17 protein-coding genes are annotated in these 17210 nt (G+C 45.7%); 12 read left to right on the top strand and 5 right to left on the bottom strand.

The genetic code is table 11. From position 1 onward, the window contains the following. Window positions 1-33: 33 nt before the first annotated feature. From hemA to ybaK, 8 genes are all read left to right on the top strand, one after another. Window positions 34-1293, top strand: coding sequence for a glutamyl-tRNA reductase (gene hemA / locus AACV12_RS04445; protein WP_013856265.1), 1260 nt, complete (start codon window positions 34-36; stop codon window positions 1291-1293). A gap of 30 nt (window positions 1294-1323) precedes the next feature. Further along, window positions 1324-2412 carry a peptide chain release factor 1 gene (gene prfA, locus AACV12_RS04440; protein ID WP_013856266.1) on the top strand — a complete coding sequence of 363 codons (1089 nt, stop codon included), beginning with the start codon at window positions 1324-1326 and terminating at the stop codon, window positions 2410-2412. A 4-nt stretch (window positions 2413-2416) separates the two neighbouring features. Then, window positions 2417-3298, top strand: coding sequence for a peptide chain release factor N(5)-glutamine methyltransferase (gene prmC / locus AACV12_RS04435; protein WP_017048838.1), 882 nt, complete (start codon window positions 2417-2419; stop codon window positions 3296-3298). Beyond that, window positions 3283-3666: a SirB2 family protein gene (locus AACV12_RS04430; RefSeq protein WP_013856268.1), complete on the top strand. Its 384-nt coding sequence runs from the start codon at window positions 3283-3285 to the stop codon at window positions 3664-3666. Before prmC ends, AACV12_RS04430 begins: the two co-directional genes overlap by 16 nt. 18 nt (window positions 3667-3684) lie before the next feature. Continuing rightward, window positions 3685-4494 (top strand): SirB1 family protein, encoded by an 810-nt coding sequence (locus AACV12_RS04425; RefSeq protein ID WP_170899978.1) that lies wholly within the window; start codon window positions 3685-3687, stop codon window positions 4492-4494. 22 nt (window positions 4495-4516) lie between these two features. After that, window positions 4517-5368 carry a 3-deoxy-8-phosphooctulonate synthase gene (gene kdsA, locus AACV12_RS04420; RefSeq protein WP_026028071.1) on the top strand — a complete coding sequence of 284 codons (852 nt, stop codon included), beginning with the start codon at window positions 4517-4519 and terminating at the stop codon, window positions 5366-5368. 360 nt (window positions 5369-5728) lie between these two features. Continuing rightward, window positions 5729-7390: a bifunctional UDP-sugar hydrolase/5'-nucleotidase UshA gene (gene ushA, locus AACV12_RS04415; RefSeq protein ID WP_064625787.1), complete on the top strand. Its 1662-nt coding sequence runs from the start codon at window positions 5729-5731 to the stop codon at window positions 7388-7390. A gap of 106 nt (window positions 7391-7496) precedes the next feature. Further along, entirely contained in the window at window positions 7497-7973 is a 477-nt protein-coding gene (gene ybaK, locus AACV12_RS04410) for a Cys-tRNA(Pro) deacylase (protein WP_026027304.1), read from the top strand. 45 nt (window positions 7974-8018) lie between these two features. On the opposite strand, the gene AACV12_RS04405 is transcribed toward ybaK, so the two are convergent. Next, a complete protein-coding gene (locus AACV12_RS04405) occupies window positions 8019-9278 on the bottom strand; it encodes a uracil-xanthine permease family protein (protein ID WP_170900048.1) in 1260 nt (419 codons plus the stop codon). Between the two features lie 189 nt (window positions 9279-9467). On the opposite strand from AACV12_RS04405, the gene AACV12_RS04400 reads away from it, so the two are divergent. Then, window positions 9468-10613 carry a DUF2066 domain-containing protein gene (locus AACV12_RS04400; protein WP_041769128.1) on the top strand — a complete coding sequence of 382 codons (1146 nt, stop codon included), beginning with the start codon at window positions 9468-9470 and terminating at the stop codon, window positions 10611-10613. A 101-nt stretch (window positions 10614-10714) separates the two neighbouring features. Here the strand turns inward: AACV12_RS04400 and AACV12_RS04395 are convergent, their stop codons facing one another. Genes AACV12_RS04395 through AACV12_RS04380 form a run of 4 tightly spaced genes read right to left on the bottom strand, consistent with a single transcriptional unit; the run spans window position 10715 to window position 13549 of the window. Beyond that, entirely contained in the window at window positions 10715-11140 is a 426-nt protein-coding gene (locus AACV12_RS04395; protein ID WP_026027302.1) for a DUF2069 domain-containing protein, read from the bottom strand. 8 nt (window positions 11141-11148) lie between these two features. Next, window positions 11149-11721 (bottom strand): NAD(P)H:quinone oxidoreductase, encoded by a 573-nt coding sequence (wrbA, locus tag AACV12_RS04390; RefSeq protein ID WP_017042769.1) that lies wholly within the window; start codon window positions 11719-11721, stop codon window positions 11149-11151. Next, window positions 11718-12068, bottom strand: coding sequence for an arsenate reductase (glutaredoxin) (gene arsC, locus AACV12_RS04385; protein WP_017042768.1), 351 nt, complete (start codon window positions 12066-12068; stop codon window positions 11718-11720). The genes wrbA and arsC overlap by 4 nt, the downstream gene beginning before the upstream one ends. A gap of 23 nt (window positions 12069-12091) precedes the next feature. Then, entirely contained in the window at window positions 12092-13549 is a 1458-nt protein-coding gene (locus AACV12_RS04380) for a beta-barrel assembly-enhancing protease (RefSeq protein ID WP_026028068.1), read from the bottom strand. 194 nt (window positions 13550-13743) lie between these two features. Here AACV12_RS04380 and AACV12_RS04375 point away from each other — a divergent pair, with 194 nt between their 5' ends. The 3 genes from AACV12_RS04375 (at window position 13744) to AACV12_RS04365 (ending at window position 17134) form a co-directional block, all read left to right on the top strand. Next, a complete protein-coding gene (locus tag AACV12_RS04375) occupies window positions 13744-13971 on the top strand; it encodes a sulfurtransferase TusA family protein (protein ID WP_017042766.1) in 228 nt (75 codons plus the stop codon). Continuing rightward, entirely contained in the window at window positions 13972-15048 is a 1077-nt protein-coding gene (locus AACV12_RS04370) for an AI-2E family transporter (protein WP_017042765.1), read from the top strand. 214 nt (window positions 15049-15262) lie between these two features. Next, entirely contained in the window at window positions 15263-17134 is a 1872-nt protein-coding gene (locus AACV12_RS04365) for a methyl-accepting chemotaxis protein (protein WP_017045754.1), read from the top strand. Window positions 17135-17210: the final 76 nt, after the last annotated feature.

Here is a 17210-nt window from a genome sequence, read left to right as displayed (position 1 = left end):
ATTTACATTTCCTGAACCGAGAAACCTCTATAGATGTCCTTGCTTGCTATTGGAATAAATCACAATACAGCGTCGGTAGAACTGCGAGAGAAAGTGGCGTTTGGTCCTGATAAATTATCAGAAGCCTTGCGACAACTTGCGTCCAGTTCCAGCGTTCAAGGTAGCGTTATTGTCTCTACCTGTAATCGCACGGAAATTTATTGTGATGTAAAATCATCGAGCAAAAGTAAGTTAATCGATTGGTTGTCTCAGTTCCATCATGTGAATCCTGAAGATCTTAAACCGAGTTTGTATGTACACGAAGAACAAGCCGCTATTCGTCATTTGATGCGAGTGGCTTGTGGTCTGGATTCACTGGTATTGGGTGAGCCGCAAATTTTAGGGCAGGTGAAACAAGCCTATGCGGATGCTCGCGAGCATAACGCGGCTGATTCAGCGATTGAAAAACTGTTTCAAAAAGCATTCTCGGTAGCTAAACGTGTGCGCACCGAAACCGAAATAGGCGGCAGTGCGGTATCTGTAGCTTATGCTGCTTGTACGTTGGCAAAGCAGATCTTTGAATCACTCTCTGATTCAACGGTAATGTTGGTTGGAGCGGGTGAAACCATCGAACTGGTTGCGAAGCATTTAGCCAGCCATCGATGTAAACGCATGATAGTTGCCAACCGAACCCGCGAGCGAGCGATGGGGCTTGCACAGCAGTTTGATGCTGAAGTGATTGCACTCAATGAGATCCCTGACTATCTCGCCCACGCGGATATCGTCATCAGTTCAACCGCCAGCCCACTGCCGATTATTGGCAAAGGGATGGTAGAAAGTGCGATTAAAGTGCGTCGCCATCAACCCATGTTATTGATTGATATTGCCGTGCCTCGTGATATTGAATCGCAGGTCGGGGATTTAAACGATGCCTATCTGTATACGGTTGATGATCTTCAGTCGATTGTAGACAGCAATATGGAACAGCGTAAAGTTGAAGCCATTCAAGCTGAAGCGATTGTCAGTGAAGAGAGCGCAGCCTTTATGAGCTGGATGCGCTCCTTGCAAGCGGTAGACAGCATCCGAGAATACCGTCAATCGGCCAACGAAATTCGTCAAGAATTGCTCAGCAAAAGCTTGCAGGCACTGGCTGCAGGGGGCGATCCTGAAAAAGTGTTACTTGAGTTAAGTAACAAACTCACCAATCGATTGATCCACACACCAACCCGAGCATTGCAAAGCGCTGCCGAGTTAGGTGAACCGGCTAAATTGGCCGTGATTAGACAAAGTTTGGGTCTTGACGACCCTCGATAATATCCGTCACTCCGAATTAAAGAAGAAACTATGAAAGCGTCGATTTTAGTTAAGCTTGAATCCCTTGTTGAGCGTTACGAAGAGGTTCAGCGCCTGCTTGGCGAGCCTACCGTAATTAGTGATCAAAACAAATTCCGTACTTTGTCAAAAGAGTACTCTCAGCTTGAGGAAGTAACCAAATGCTTCCAAGCTTACCAACAAGCGCAAGAGGATTTGGTTGCCGCGGAAGAGATGACCAAAGAAGAAGACGCCGAGATGCGTGAGATGGCTCAAGAGGAAATCAAAATAGCCAAAGCGACGATCGAACGTCTCACTGATGAATTGCAAATTCTGCTGCTACCAAAAGATCCGAACGATGATCGCAACTGCTTCTTAGAAATTCGTGCAGGGGCGGGCGGTGATGAGGCGGGTATTTTTGCTGGCGATCTGTTCCGTATGTACAGCCGTTATGCTGAGAAGATGAGTTGGCGTATCGAAATTATGTCCGCTAGCTATGCTGAGCATGGCGGCTATAAAGAAGTGATTGCTAAAGTGAGTGGTGATGGCGCTTACGGTGTGCTTAAGTTTGAATCAGGCGGTCACCGCGTACAGCGTGTTCCGGCCACGGAATCTCAAGGTCGTGTGCATACTTCCGCTTGTACCGTCGCGATCATGCCCGAAATTCCTGAAGCAGAAATTCCAGAAATTAAAGCTAGCGATCTGAAAATTGATACTTTCCGCTCATCGGGCGCGGGTGGTCAGCACGTAAACACCACCGACTCTGCGATCCGTATTACCCACTTGCCAACAGGCACGGTAGTTGAGTGTCAGGACGAGCGTTCACAGCACAAAAACAAAGCCAAAGCGATGGCCGTATTGGCCGCTCGTATTGCACAAGCGGAAGAAGCGAAGCGCGCAGCCGAAGTGTCCGATACTCGTCGTAACCTACTGGGTTCTGGTGATCGTAGCGACCGTATTCGTACTTACAACTATCCGCAAGGTCGCGTTTCCGATCATCGTATTAACTTAACCATCTATCGTCTTAATGAAGTGATGGAAGGGGATCTGCAAAGCTTGATTGATCCAATCATTCAAGAATATCAAGCAGACCAACTTGCCGCTCTTGCCGATCAACACTGATCCCATGACGTTATCTCGTATTGATGATGCGTTGAAAGCCGCGATTGCTCAACTCCAAGAAGGCGGCAGTGATTCGCCTTCTGTGGATGCAGCGGTGCTGCTTTGCCATGTACTGGATAAACCACGTTCTTATCTGCTGACTTGGCCTGAAAAGACCTTAAGCGAAACGCAGTCGCGGCAATTTTGCTCGTTGATTACGCGTCGAGTGACGGGGGAGCCTGTGGCCTATTTGGTCGGGGAACGTGAGTTTTGGTCGCTGCCACTGAAAGTTTCGCCTTCGACATTAATTCCTCGGCCGGATACTGAACGCTTGGTTGAAATTGCGTTAGAAAAAAGCCAGCAGACGCCAGGGGATATTTTGGACTTAGGCACAGGAACTGGCGCAATCGCATTAGCGCTAGCGTCCGAGCTACCTGAACGTCATGTGGTTGGTATCGACTTACGCCCAGAAGCGCAAGCTTTAGCGTTGGAAAACGCGCAGCGTTTAACTATTACCAATGTCACATTTTTACAAGGCAGTTGGTTTGAACCTTTAAAGCTCGGTACAAAGTTTGCTTTAATTGTCTCCAATCCACCGTATATTGAAGAAAATGATCCCCATCTCACGCAGGGGGATGTACGTTTTGAGCCTTTAAGTGCGCTGGTGGCCAAAGACAAAGGCTTGGCTGACATTAAACACATTGCAGAGAATGCGCGTCACTATTTGCAGCAACAAGGCTGGCTGCTGTTTGAACATGGTTATGATCAAGGGGCGGCAGTCAGAGCGTTATTTGAGTCACTCGGCTATCACCACGTAGTGACAGAAAAGGATTATGCGGGTAATGACCGGGTGACACTGGGTCAATATTCGCACTCAGAAGAGAGAGCATCATGTACGAAGGATTAAAACATTTTCATCTACTGACCATTGCGATCAGTGCACTATTGTTGTCGGTACGTTATGCCTTGATGATGATGGATTCCAAATGGCTGCAACACCCTTTTTTGAAACGTTTTCCTCATATTAACGATTCGTTGTTGTTGTTATCGGGTATCGCGTTGATTGTGATGTCTGGTTTTATCCCATTTACCCCAGCCGCACCTTGGTTAACTGAGAAGCTGACCTGTGTGATGGCGTACATTGCACTGGGCTTCTTTGCGCTCAAACTGGGTCGGAATAAGCTGTTGCGTACCTTTGCTTTTTTGGGCGCATTAGGTTGGCTTGCTATGGCGGGAAAAATCGCCATCGTAAAAACGGCTATGTTTTTAGGCTAACAGCATCCGAGCGGCATTATGTTTGAATGGTTCGATGAAGATTTTGATGCAATGGAATTGGTGGAAGGGGCGCTGATCTTAAACAAGGCCATCAATCCTGAAACTGAGGATGAATGGGCACGCCAAGAGTTGGCCCGTTTACTTACACAAGCAAAACACGAGTTAGCTAATGAGCAGGATGAAAAACAGCGTTTCGAAGCGTTGTTGCGTCTGTTTTACCAACAATGGGGTTTTCGCGGTGACAGAGAGGCTTATTTTGATTCACGTAATGCCTTCATCGATAAAGTGTTGCAGCACCGCAAAGGTATTCCCGTCAGTTTAGGTGCGCTGTTGCTCTATTTTGCGCGCAAGCTAGGCTTTCCTTTACAAGGTATTACCTTTCCCACACAGTTTTTATTGCAGTTGCATTGGTGCGATGAATCACCGATTTATATTAACCCTTTTACTGGTGAAACCGTCTCATTACATATACTGCAAGCGTGGTTAGTTGGGCATAAAGGGGTCTTGTCTAAGCTGAAATCGAGTCATTTGGAAGTGACAGATAATCCGACGGTGATCGGTCGTTGGCTGGCACTACTAAAGAGCGCACTATTAAGAGAAGAGCGTTATACCTTAGCGCTGCGTTGTACTGATTTAGCGCTGACTTTTGTTCCTGATGATCCGTATGAGATCCGCGATCGCGGCTTTATCTATCAGCAACTGGATTGTCACCAAATTGCCTTATCCGATTATCAATACTTTATTGATCATTGTCCGAATGATCCGGCGGCTGAGTTATTAAAAAATCAAGTTAATGCATTAAGCTTTGAAGCTATTACGCTGCATTAACCGCTAAATGAGAGAGAATAAAATGGAACAAAAAATCGTCCACGTGGGTGATATTCCCGTTGCTAACGACAAACCGTTTACTCTGTTTGCTGGAATGAACGTCCTTGAATCCCGTGATTTAGCGATGCAAATCTGTGAGCATTACGTGAAAGTGACCGATAAACTCGGTATCCCTTATGTGTTTAAAGCTTCTTTTGATAAAGCCAACCGCAGCTCTGTTCACTCTTATCGTGGCCCTGGCTTGGAAGAGGGGATGAAAATTTTCCAAGAGCTAAAAGAGACCTTTGGCGTCAAAATCATCACTGACGTGCACACGGAAGCTCAAGCTCAGCCTGTGTCTGAGGTGGTTGATGTGATTCAACTGCCAGCGTTTCTTGCTCGTCAAACTGACCTTGTCGAAGCGATGGCGAAAACAGGTGCAGTGATCAACGTGAAAAAACCACAATTTATGAGCCCTGGCCAAGTGGGCAATATCGTGGAAAAATTTGCAGAGTGCGGCAACGACAAAGTGATTTTGTGTGAACGTGGTGCTTGCCATGGCTATGATAATCTGGTCGTTGATATGTTGGGTTTTGGTGTGATGAAAAAAGTATCAAACGGCAGCCCAATTATTTTTGATGTGACCCATTCACTGCAAATGCGCGACCCTTCTGGCGCAGCTTCTGGTGGGCGTCGTGAACAGACAGTTGAGTTAGCAAAATCAGGTCTTGCTGCCGGGATTGCGGGCCTTTTTATTGAAGCGCATCCAAACCCAGATAAAGCGCGTTGCGATGGTCCATCGGCACTGCCTTTGGATAAACTTGAACCTTTCCTTGCACAAATGAAAGCGTTAGATGATTTGATCAAGAGCTTTGCTCATATCGATATCCGCTGATTTTTTGTTGGATCTACCACTCATAATTTGGCCACCGTAAGGTGGTCAAATTTTATCGAATGTTTCCCAAACCTGTTTATCTTGTCTAAGTGCTCACTTTTCCTTATTTTTTCGTGTTTAGGAAAGAAAACGATTGCCTGTGATCCATTAAAATTTCACGTGTAACCTGTGGCAACCGTTACATTTTTGAATTGATTTTATAGTGATCAATTCTACATAAATATGAAATCAATCTGTCACCTTTGAGATGTTAATTTAAACTGGGTCAAGTTTATTGGTATGGCTTGATTTTGTGTTTGCAACGTTGACCATAGCCTCCCCCTCACAAGCAGTGGATTTTTCAAGTTCAAAGGTATGATAATGAAACAACGTCTTATTCTAAAAACAGCGCTCAGCGCGGCCATTCTTACAGCTCTTATGGGTTGCGCAACTCAACCCACTCATGAGTGGAAAGAAGATACGACTTATAAACTCACCGTGTTACACACTAATGACCACCACGGTCGTTTCTGGCAAAACAAATATGGCGAGTATGGTATGGCGGCACGTAAAACGCTGATCGACGATCTTCGATCTGATATTGAAGCTGAAGGCGGCAGCGTACTGCTTCTTTCTGGTGGCGATATTAATACCGGAGTTCCTGAATCTGATCTGCAAGATGCAGAGCCTGATTTTAAAGGCATGAGCAAGATTGGTTATGATGCGATGGCGTTAGGTAACCATGAATTCGATAACCCGCTCGAGGTGCTGTTTAAGCAAAAAGAGTGGGCGAATTTCCCAATGCTGTCGGCCAACATTTACGATAAAGCGACCGGAAAACGTCTATTCCAAGCCTACCAAATGTTTGATAAACAGGGCGTGAAAATAGCGGTTATCGGTTTAACGACTGAAGATACCGCTAAAATCGGCAACCCTGAATATATTGGTGGTATTGAGTTTAGAGATCCAAAAGAAGAAGCGAAAAAACTGATCGCAGAAATTGAGAAAACGGAAAAGCCGGACCTTATTTTTGCCGTTACCCACATGGGCCATTATGAAAATGGTCAACGTGGTGTGAATGCACCGGGTGATGTTGCGCTTGCACGATACTTGGATGAAGGTTCTCTCGATATGATCGTCGGCGGCCACTCTCAAGAGCCCGTCTGCATGGAAGGCCCTAATGTGGTGAAGAAAAACTTCCATCCGGGAGATGAATGTAAGCCTGATATGCAAAACGGTACTTACATAGTGCAAGCGCATGAATGGGGTAAGTATGTTGGCCGTGCGGATTATGAATTCCGTAATGGTGAACTGAACATGGTGAGCTACAACCTGATCCCCGTAAACCTGAAGAAAAAAGTGAACGTGAATGGCGAGAGTAAGCGCGTACTGATTCAAGATCAAATCGCTGAAGATTCAGAAATGCTTAGCTTCTTGCGTCCATATCAAGAACAAGGCCAAGCGAAACTGAATGTGGTCATTGCACAAAGTAATGGCAAGTTAGAAGGGGATCGCAACGTTGTGCGTTTCCAACAAACCAATTTAGGTCGTTTGATTGCACTTTCTCATATGGAACGCGCAAAAGCCGACTTTGCGGTAATGAATTCTGGTGGCGTGCGTGATTCGATTGATGCAGGAAAAATCACTTATAAAGATGTGCTCAAAGTACAACCTTTTGCCAATATTCTCACTTATACCGATATGACCGGGGCTGAAGTGTTGGATTACCTCAATGAAGTGGCGACCAAACCTGTTGATTCTGGCGCTTATGTACAATTCGCGGGGATTTCGATGACAGTGGCCAATGGTAAGGTATCGAACGTCTTTATTGGTGATAAGCAGCTCCGTTTGGATGAAACGTATCGCTTCACCGTGCCTAGCTACAATGCAGCAGGTGGTGATGGTTATCCAAAAATCTCCGATCATCCAGGTTATGTGAATACGGGGTTTGTGGACGCGGAAGTATTGAAAGATTACCTCGAAGCACACAGTCCAATTGATGTGAACCAATATGCGCCAGCGGGCGAAATTGTCTATAAGTGATAGCGCGATAAAGAGTTTGACTCATTGTGAGCAATCATTTTAACTAAAGGCGGTGCTTAGGCATCGCTTTTTTATTGGCACTAACGGTTACTTTGAGATAAGCACGATGACACCTGCGATTGATTTGGCGAAAAAGAAAAAAATTCCTCATACTCTCCATCAATATCAACATGATCCTAATCACAGCAGTTATGGTTTAGAAGCGGCTGAGGTTTTGGGACAAGATCCGAAAAAAGTGTTTAAAACACTGCTGTTTTGCTTAAATGGCGAGCCGAAAAATCTCGCTGTCGCGATTATTCCTGTTGATCAAAAATTAAACTTAAAGCGTGCGGCCAAAGCGGCTAAGTCGAAAAAAGCGGAAATGGCTAATCCAGACATAGCGCAAAAAACCACGGGTTATGTGGTCGGCGGCATTAGCCCACTTGGGCAGAAAAAAGCACTACCGACCTTCATTCATCTCAGCGCAGAAGATCAATCGACCATCTGTGTCAGTGCAGGTAAGCGCGGTTTAGAGATTGAATTGGCACCGAGCGATCTTGCGTTATTAACGCGAGGTGAGTTTGTTGAATTGTGTCAAGAATAGAGAATGAAAATCCGGCCTCGATTGAGGCCGGATTGACTGGCAAAATTAGTTCTTCAGTTTGATCTCTTCTTCCATCTGGGCGTTATCCACCACATGGTTTTCTCCTAAGTCATTAGGAAGGATCAAGTTTAGAATAATGGCTACGATACCGCATAAGCTGACACCTTGTAGGCTAAACTCTCCGATACCAAAGGCCATGCCGCCGATACCAAACACTAATGTCACTGCCACAATCACTAAGTTACGAGACTTGTGAAGATCGACATAATTTTTAATCAGTGTGTTTAGGCCAACCGTTGCAATTGAACCGAACAGCAAAATCATAATGCCGCCCATTACGGGAATTGGAATGGTTTGTAGTAGCGCGCCCAGCTTACCAACCAATGCTAATACAATCGCGGTGATCGCAGCCCAAGTCATGATTACTGGATTAAAGGCTTTCGTCAGCATTACGGCACCCGTCACTTCGCTGTACGTAGTGTTTGGTGGCGCACCCAGCATCGAGGCTGCGATGGTGGCAACACCGTCACCCGCAATGGTGCGATGTAGCCCAGGTTTCTTGATGTAATCTTTTCCAGTGACGTTTGAGATCGCGAGCATATCGCCCACGTGTTCGACTGCCGGAGCAATTGCAACCGGGATCATGAACAAGATCGCGTTGATGTTGAACTCAGGGAAAGTGAAGTTCGGCATTGACAGCCAAGCCGCTTGCGTAACAGGAGTAAAATCCACTACACCAAAATAGAGGCCCAAAAGATAGCCTGCAAAAATACCGCCGCAGATCGGCAACAGTTTGAGAAAACCTTTGGCAAAAACGCTAATCGTGATGGTGGTTAACAGTGAAACGCAAGAGATCCACATCGCTACATCTGAGCTAATCAGTTGTACCGAACCATCTCCAGTTTTACCTAGCGCCATGTTTACAGCAACAGGCGCAAGGCCTAAGCCAATCACCATGATCACCGGGCCAACGACTACAGGAGGTAAAATTTTGTGGATGATTTCTACGCCACGGACTTTGATGATCGCTCCCAGTAGTATGTAGACAAAACCAGCGGCCACTAAACCGCCCATCGTCGAGGCAACGCCCCAAGTTTGGATGCCAAACATAATCGGTGCAATAAAGGCAAAAGAAGAAGCAAGAAAGATGGGGACTGAGCGGCGAGTAATAAGTTGGAATAAAAGGGTACCGACACCGGCGCCAAATAGTGCAACGTTAGGATCAAGCCCAGTTAACAGTGGGACAAGAACCAGCGCACCAAATGCGACGAAGAGCATCTGTGCGCCTTGGATGGCATTTTTCATCATGATTTCCCTGAAGCAAAATAAAAATTCGCGGGATTCTATCACTTTTGCAAACGATTGCCATTGAAACTAGATCAAATAAAGTCACAAATGTTGATGAAATTATCACCGAACTCTGCCGTGGATTCCTTGCCGCGGACCGGATAGTTGCTTATCATCGACGTTCACAAAACAGATCATAGGAACAGTATGCGCTATTTAGCTATGTTGGTGATGAGCTTACTCACTCTCCCTGCTTATGCCTTAACCAAGGTCGACTTATACCATACCGAAGTCGTGATTGATCAACAGCAAGACAATGCCGACGCGAATGCTCGTATCAAAGGGATGAGCGAAGTGATTGTTCGAGCTTCGGGTGATAGGAATGCGGTGAACAATGAGGTGATTAAAAAAGCCTTAAGGCAGAATTCGCAATATTTAGCGCAAATCAGTTATGGTCAAAATGGGGCGCAATCTTCGATTGTCATGGGGTTTAGCGCACCGCATATCCGCACATTATTAACTCAAGCTCAATTACCATTTTGGCCTGAAAACCGAGCTAATGTTTTAGTCTGGTTGATTGAAGAGTCAGGTTATGACCGCAGTATCGCTTGGGAGCATTCTGACACGAGTACGTTAAAACAGCTTAAAGGCGCGACTCAAACTCGCGGTTTGCCTATCACAGTGCCTGTGGGTGATTTTGATGATATTACCGGTGTGGAAGTCTCGGATTTGTGGGGCGGTTTCGTGCAGCCTATCAGTATGGCTAGCCAACGTTATCCAACCGATGCTGTATTGGTGGTTAGAGTGCAAAGTAATGGTGTGCGTTGGAGTCTGTATGATCAACCCGCCGCTCAAATGGCACAAGCCACGAAAGCGCCACTGTCTGGTCAAGCGTCTGGTGATGATGCCATTGAACAAATGGTCGATCAATTGAGTGATTACTATGCAAGAAAGAGCTCGGTTATCGTGGCCAGTGAATCCTCTTCTTCGCTGCTTGCTCGTTTTAGCCCGATTGATGATGCAATGGATTTCTTTACCTTGGAGAATAAGTTGAAGCGCTTAAGCTCTGTTGCTTCTTTGGACATTCTCAAGATTCAAGGTGAGGAAATTACTTTCGAAGTGCATTTGTTGGCTTCAGAGTCTGAGTTTGAGCAAGAAGTGCTACGCATGGGCAAAGTCGCTAAAATTGACGACCCACAGCCAGAGAGTGTGCCAACACAGCTTACCCCAGCAGCAGAGGTTGATGATTCTGCTGTGGAGTCAGGCTCTTTGCAAGTCACACCTGAACCGTCATTATCTCAGGCCATCACTGAACCAGTGAAGCGAGTGCTCTCTTTTGAGTGGCAAGCGTAAAGTACTCAGTCACCCCTTGAACAAATACTGAGATAATCAAAAAGAGCCCATCAGGGCTCTTTTTGTATGAGAAGAATAGGCAATCCTGTCATGGATTGACTCTATGGTTGATTATCGTGGGTAAAATTGGCTTTCTCTTGCTTTTCGACTTCAGATAGACGCTTGAGTTTCAGTCCGAGCTCTTTACCGCGATGGCGAGCATACAAGGTATTACCGACAAAAGCGGCAAATGTAAGTAGCAGTTCCACTACCGCTAACCAGCGCTCCCCTCCATCAACATAAATCAGCGTCAATGCGTGTAGAAAGTAGAGCATTAAAACAAAGTTGGCCCAGGCGTGAGTGTAGGGTTTTCCGGCCAAAATTCCCGGTAATGGTAAAAGCAGTGGGATAACCCATGCAATGGCCAATGCAACATGATTAAGATGAGGGTGAGGAGAGAGCGAGAATTGCCATAAAACCACCCATATAATTAGGGATAAGTTACTCAGTAAAGCTAGCCATCGGTACTGCTTGGTGCTTGGCATCATTTCTGCCGTCATAATCTGTCCTTTAATCGGCTGGCTAGCATTGCCAGCCGTTTTCCTAAATTTTTAGCCAGTTCACTTTCGTGCGTAGTGAGTTGTGGCGAGTGTGTTGCGACATGGCTTGCACCATATGGCGTGCCTCCAGAGGTTGTGGTATGCAGTGCAGGCTCTGAATAAGGGATGCCAACGATTAACATGCCATGATGCATCAGTGGCAGCATCATACTCTGTTGCGTACTCTCTTGGCCGCCATGCAAAGAGGATGAAGAAGTAAACACGCAAGCGGGTTTATCAATTAATGCGCCGCTAATCCATAAAGGGGTCGTTTGGTCCCAAAAATGCTTCAGTGGCGCGGCCATATTGCCAAACCAGACTGGGCTGCCAAAAGCCAAACCATCACATTGCTTTAACTCATCCAGAGTCAGGTAGGGATCGGTCGTTTGCTCTGCATGATTGTCTAGCGCCGGAACGGTGCGTAAGAGCGCTGTCGCGCCTTGTGCTTCAATTCCGCGTGCGATTTGCCTTGCCAGTGCTTGCGTTGAACCGTGCCTGCTGTAATAAAGTACGACGACTTTAATACTCATAAAATCTCAAGTACTTGCTCTGGTGGACGGCCGTGGCGCGCTTTACCATTGGCGACAACAATGGGACGCTCAATCAACTTAGGGTGCGCGGCCATGGCTGAAAATAGTTGATCATCAGTAAGTGCATCATCACTTAGGCCAAGTTCTTTATAGAGATCTTCTTTGGTGCGCATCATATCACGAACCTGTTGTAGCCCGAGTTGAGCGTACAAGGTTTTCAACTGTTCGATGGTTGGCGCTTGGTCTAAATATTTGATGATCTGTGGCTTTAACTGGCGGTCTTCCAGCAGTGCCAGAGTTTCACGACTTTTTGAGCATTTAGGGTTGTGATAAATCACGACTGACATAACTTCTCCTCGTTGTATTGTGATTATTGGAGTGATAAGAATCGGTCTCGTTGCACCATCAATTGGTCAATGCGTGCATCGTAGCGAGCTTGTTCTAAGCTGCCAAGTTCGGCGAGTTGACTTGCTTGAGTGTAATATTGAATTGCTTTATTCCAATTGGCTTTGAGCGCTAGAAGCTCCGCCCGCGCAGCAAGATCTTCTTGGCTATTGCCAATGCCGATATTCGCTTCTGATAGCAAATGCCAGCCGTTGGTATCATTAGGGTTGTCATGGGTGTAGCGCTGCAATACCCGAATGGCATCAGACAATTTATCTTGTTTTAATAAGCTGTTGGCGTAGTTAATTGTTAAGGTTGGATTGTTCGGTTTCTGTTTAAGCGCCTTCTCGAGCAAGGTTTGGGCTTTGGCCGCTTGATTTAGAGCGATATCGAGATCGGCCATCGCATCAAGATAGAAATTGTTTGTTGGGTCTTGTGCAACCAGCTTTGATAAAATCGCCTCTGATTTATCAAATTGCTTGCTATCGAGATAAACCAAGGCTCTGCCATATTGGAAGGCTGGCGCGAGAGTCGCACTCTCTTTTTTCTCCGCACGCTTAAACCAATCAAGAGCGGCTTCATTATCAATCCCAGCATAGCGAGCAACAATTCGCGAGCGTGCTAAATGGTAATCCAACGAAGGTTGAAGGCGCATAGGCGGGTAGTGTTGGGCGCGCTCACGGCTGTCGGTAATACGATCTTCTGGCAGCGGATGGGTTAGTAACATCGGTGGCGGTTTACTAGCGTAACGATATTCATCAGCGAGGCGGCCAAAAAACCTTGGCATGGCTTGGGCATCAAACCCCGCTTTGGCTAGCGTTGCAATACCAAATCGGTCAGCCTCTTTTTCATTACTGCGCGTATAGTTTATTTGGCTTTGCATACTGCCTGCGGTGGTGGCGGTAATGGCGGCAATGCCCACTTCAGGTGCCGCAATGGCCAGTAACAAAGAGCCTGCCAATGCGGCGATTGTTGCTGGTGAGCGTCTGGCTTGGTCTTCCATACTGCGTGCTAAATGGCGCTGCGTGACGTGGGCAATTTCGTGCGAAAGAACCGAAGCGAGTTCGCTTTCTGTTTGTGCATGCAAAAACAGCCCAGAGTGCAACGCAACATAACCGCCAAAGAAGGCAAACGCATTGATATTGCGATCGCGGATCATAAAAAAGGTGAACGGCGTTTTTACATCGTTGGCATTGGCAACCAATTTATGCCCTAGGCTATCGATGTACTCGTTGATCACCGGATCATTGACGATAGGCTGGCTGTTACGCAGCATGCGCATATAAGCATCACCATAAATAAGCTCTTGATCAATCGTCAAGGTCGAACCTGCTACTGTCCCAATGTCCGGTAGCTCGATGGTGTCGGCATAGCTCAAGGAAGGGGCGTTTATCGCCACAGTAATACAGAGGCAAAGTAAGGATCGAGCGCGTTTAAACTTCATATTTGTCAGTGATATTCCGTGATCTTCTTGTCTGTATGACATTGAATGTGTGAATTGGTTTCCAACTCAAAATAACGGCCAAAAATTGTAGAGAGAGAAGAGTAAGCCAGCCGGTGTTTGAGTATCGATAAACACTGGCATGCCAGTCAAAACTCGATACAATGGCAGGCCTATATTAAGCATTGAGCAGAAGAATGGAACCAAATATTCTGGATTTACGCCAGCAGCGTTGTCCGATGGCTTTATTACTTGCGAAGCGTCACACTGTTCAATTGGTTTTGGGTGAGGTATTAGACATTTGGCTTAACGACGTCAGCTCAGGACAGGATATAGAAAAATATTTGTCTGCTCATGGCTTTCGTTGCCAGTGGAACACGTCACCCGGCTATTTTTGGCTAAAAGTAATTAAGGAACTCGATTAAATGTTTGAAATGGTAACTCGTTGGTATCAAAGACGCTTTTCTGATCCTCATGCCGTTAGTCTGGTTGCTATTCTGTTTTTTGGTTTTGTAACGATATATTTCTTCGGCCATTTGATTGCGCCGCTGCTTGTGGCCATTGTGCTGGCGTATTTACTTGAGTGGCCAGTAATGCAATTGCGCCGTTTTGGGCTTCCTAGGTCCGTTTCCGTAATTTTGGTGATTTTGCTATTTGTCGGTTTGATGCTGCTGGCTATCTTTGGTTTAGTACCAACCATTTGGAAACAGGTTGGTAATTTAATCAATGACATTCCTAACATGTATGCAGGGTTGCAAAGCTTCATTTTGAGTATTCCTGAACGTTACCCTGAACTCGATAACTTACAGATTGTTGAGTCGGTGATAAGCAATGCGAAGAACCAGGCTTTAGGTATGGGGGAAAGTGTCGTTAAAGGGTCACTTGCTTCTCTTGTGAGTTTGGCCACCTTGGGTGTCTATCTCATTCTAGTGCCGTTGCTGGTCTTCTTTTTATTGAAAGATAAGAATGAAATGCTGCGAATGACCAGTGGGTTATTGCCACGCAACCGTAAACTCGCGGCTAAAGTATGGCAAGAGATGAACCAACAAATCTCAAACTACATCCGTGGAAAAGTGTTAGAAATACTGATTGTTGGTAGTATCAGTTACGTCACTTTCGCCATTCTTGATTTACGTTATTCGGTGTTGCTTGCTGTGGCTGTGGGTCTATCGGTTTTGATCCCTTATATTGGCGCGGCCGCTGTGACGGTGCCAGTTGCCATCGTTGGTCTCTTCCAATGGGGCATGACTCCGCCGTTTTACACATTATTAATTGCTTATGGCATCATCCAAGCTTTGGATGGCAACGTATTGGTTCCCGTTCTATTTTCTGAAGCCGTTAATCTACATCCCGTTGCTATCATTGTCGCGGTGTTAGTCTTTGGTGGGCTATGGGGGTTTTGGGGCGTATTTTTTGCAATTCCTCTTGCCACTCTAGTAAAAGCAGTATGGCATGCTTTGCCCAGCACTGATGAACCTGTTGTTGAGGCTGAATCACCCTAAAATCACTGAATTATAAATAAAAAATAGAGAGTAAACAGAATCTCTAAGGAAGCCTAAACCGTAATCGTTTTGGGCTTTTTTTTTGCCAAATAGTAAATATTGATTAGACTGAACTAAGTGGATGTGTAAAAAAGCTATAGATTTTTTGTAACTTGGCGATAACTAACTATAACCACAAAAATGATAATTAATTTGGCATCAATGAGGGATACTTATGAAGTTTAGCCAAAAAATAGTTGCAGCTTCTTCTGCACTTCTGCTTGTTACCGTCTCGCTTATTTCCATTCAGCAACTGAGCATTGTTCGCTCGGAAATAGAATCCCTAGTTACAAAAAGTCTGAATGAAATGGAAGCAGGGGTTAAAAACACCATTGTTTCTGAAATGGAAAGCAAAAAATCCTTAGCTCAGTCAATGACTGAGGTGATTGAGCTTGATCCGCTCAACCGGGATTACGTTAAAAACATTCTTGAAAAACCGAAGTTGAAAAAAAGCTTTTTAGCCATAGGGTTAGGGTATGAATCCGATGGTAAAGTGGTGGAGAATGATGACGGTTGGGAGCCAAGCGCTGATTACGATCCTCGCAAGCGCCCTTGGTTTGTGGATGCTAAAGCATCGAAAAAACTTATCGTTACAGCGCCGTATGTCGATATTTCTACCAAAAATGTGATCATTTCTATTGGTACGCCTATTTACGATCAAGGTCGATTCTCTGGTGCCATGTTCTACGATATGGAATTGACGGGTTTAGCTGAATTGGTGAACTCTATTAATTTATTCGATGCGGGTTACCTCTTTATTGTTTCAGGTGACGGAGCGACGATTGCCCACCCTGATACCAAAAATAATGGTGAGAAGTTATCGACTTATTTACCACAAGTGACTCTGAAAGAGGGGGACCAACAGATTGAAATTGATGGTACCCGTTATCTCGTCAGCTTCACTCATATTCCAAGTGAGAACTGGTACATCGGTGCGATTGTTGATGAATCCATCGCCTTCAATGCGATTGGCGTATTACGCAATAGCTCTATTATCTATACGTTAATTGGGCTTGTGTTGAGTGTGATTGGCTTGACGCTACTGATTAAAGTGTTAATGCGTCCATTAGGTGTGCTCAATGAAGCGATTCAAGATGTCGCCTCAGGGCAGGGGGATTTAACTAAACGCTTGGATACCAATACGGACCAAGAGTTTGCTCAACTCGCATCAGGGTTTAATACCTTTACTGAGACGCTGCAAAAGCAGATCACGCAATCAAAAGCGATTGGTGAAGAGATCATGCGTGGCACAGAGCTCACGGTGCAAGGTGCTCATGAGTCAGCAGAAGCGATGCGCACCCAGTTACAAGAGTTAGAGCAACTAGCCACTGCAATGCACGAAATGGCAGTGACATCGACAGAAGTTGCCAATAATGCGCAAGGTGCAGCAGCAGCGGCGAAAGAAGCCGATGAAGCAACGCAAGATGGTTCCAGTGTGGTCAGTGAAACGACATTGTCGATCGACAATTTATCGGCCCGCATTGACCAAGCGGTGGAAGAGGTGAAAGGCCTAGAGTCCGCGACGGCAAATATTGAAACTATTTTGAAAGTGATTAATGACATTGCTGATCAAACTAACTTGCTTGCCTTAAACGCGGCGATTGAAGCGGCTCGAGCGGGTGAATCTGGCCGTGGTTTTGCCGTTGTTGCTGATGAAGTGCGTACACTAGCTCAGCGCACTCAGCAATCGACTACCGAAATTCGCAGTATGATTGAGCAATTACAAGCAGGAGCGAGTTCCGTCTCTTCAGCTATGAATGAAAGTAAAACGACGGCTGTTGATGCGGTAAATAAAGCGAAAACGGCAAATTCGGCACTGAACCGTATTCGTGATGCGATACAAGTGATTTCGGACATGAATATCCAAATTGCATCTGCGGCAGAAGAGCAAAGCCTTGTGGCTGAAGAGATCAACACCAATACAGTGAAGATTAAAGATTTGTCGACGCAAGTGGCACAATCTGCTGAAGAAGCCAATATCGCAATGCAGGTTCAAACGGAAAACGTTCGTGAGCAAGATGCCCTGCTCAATAAGTTCATTGTGTAATTACACATCAACTTTTGATTAGTCGCGTTACAAAAATGCCAGTATTAAGAACTGGCATTTTTTATTTCAGTCGAGT

Origin of the sequence: Vibrio sp. 2-2(8), assembly GCF_963888495.1 — a bacterium.
GTDB lineage: Bacteria > Pseudomonadota > Gammaproteobacteria > Enterobacterales > Vibrionaceae > Vibrio > Vibrio anguillarum.
Note: the sequence above shows the minus strand (reverse complement) of the source record. Positions and strands in the feature narration are given on the sequence as shown.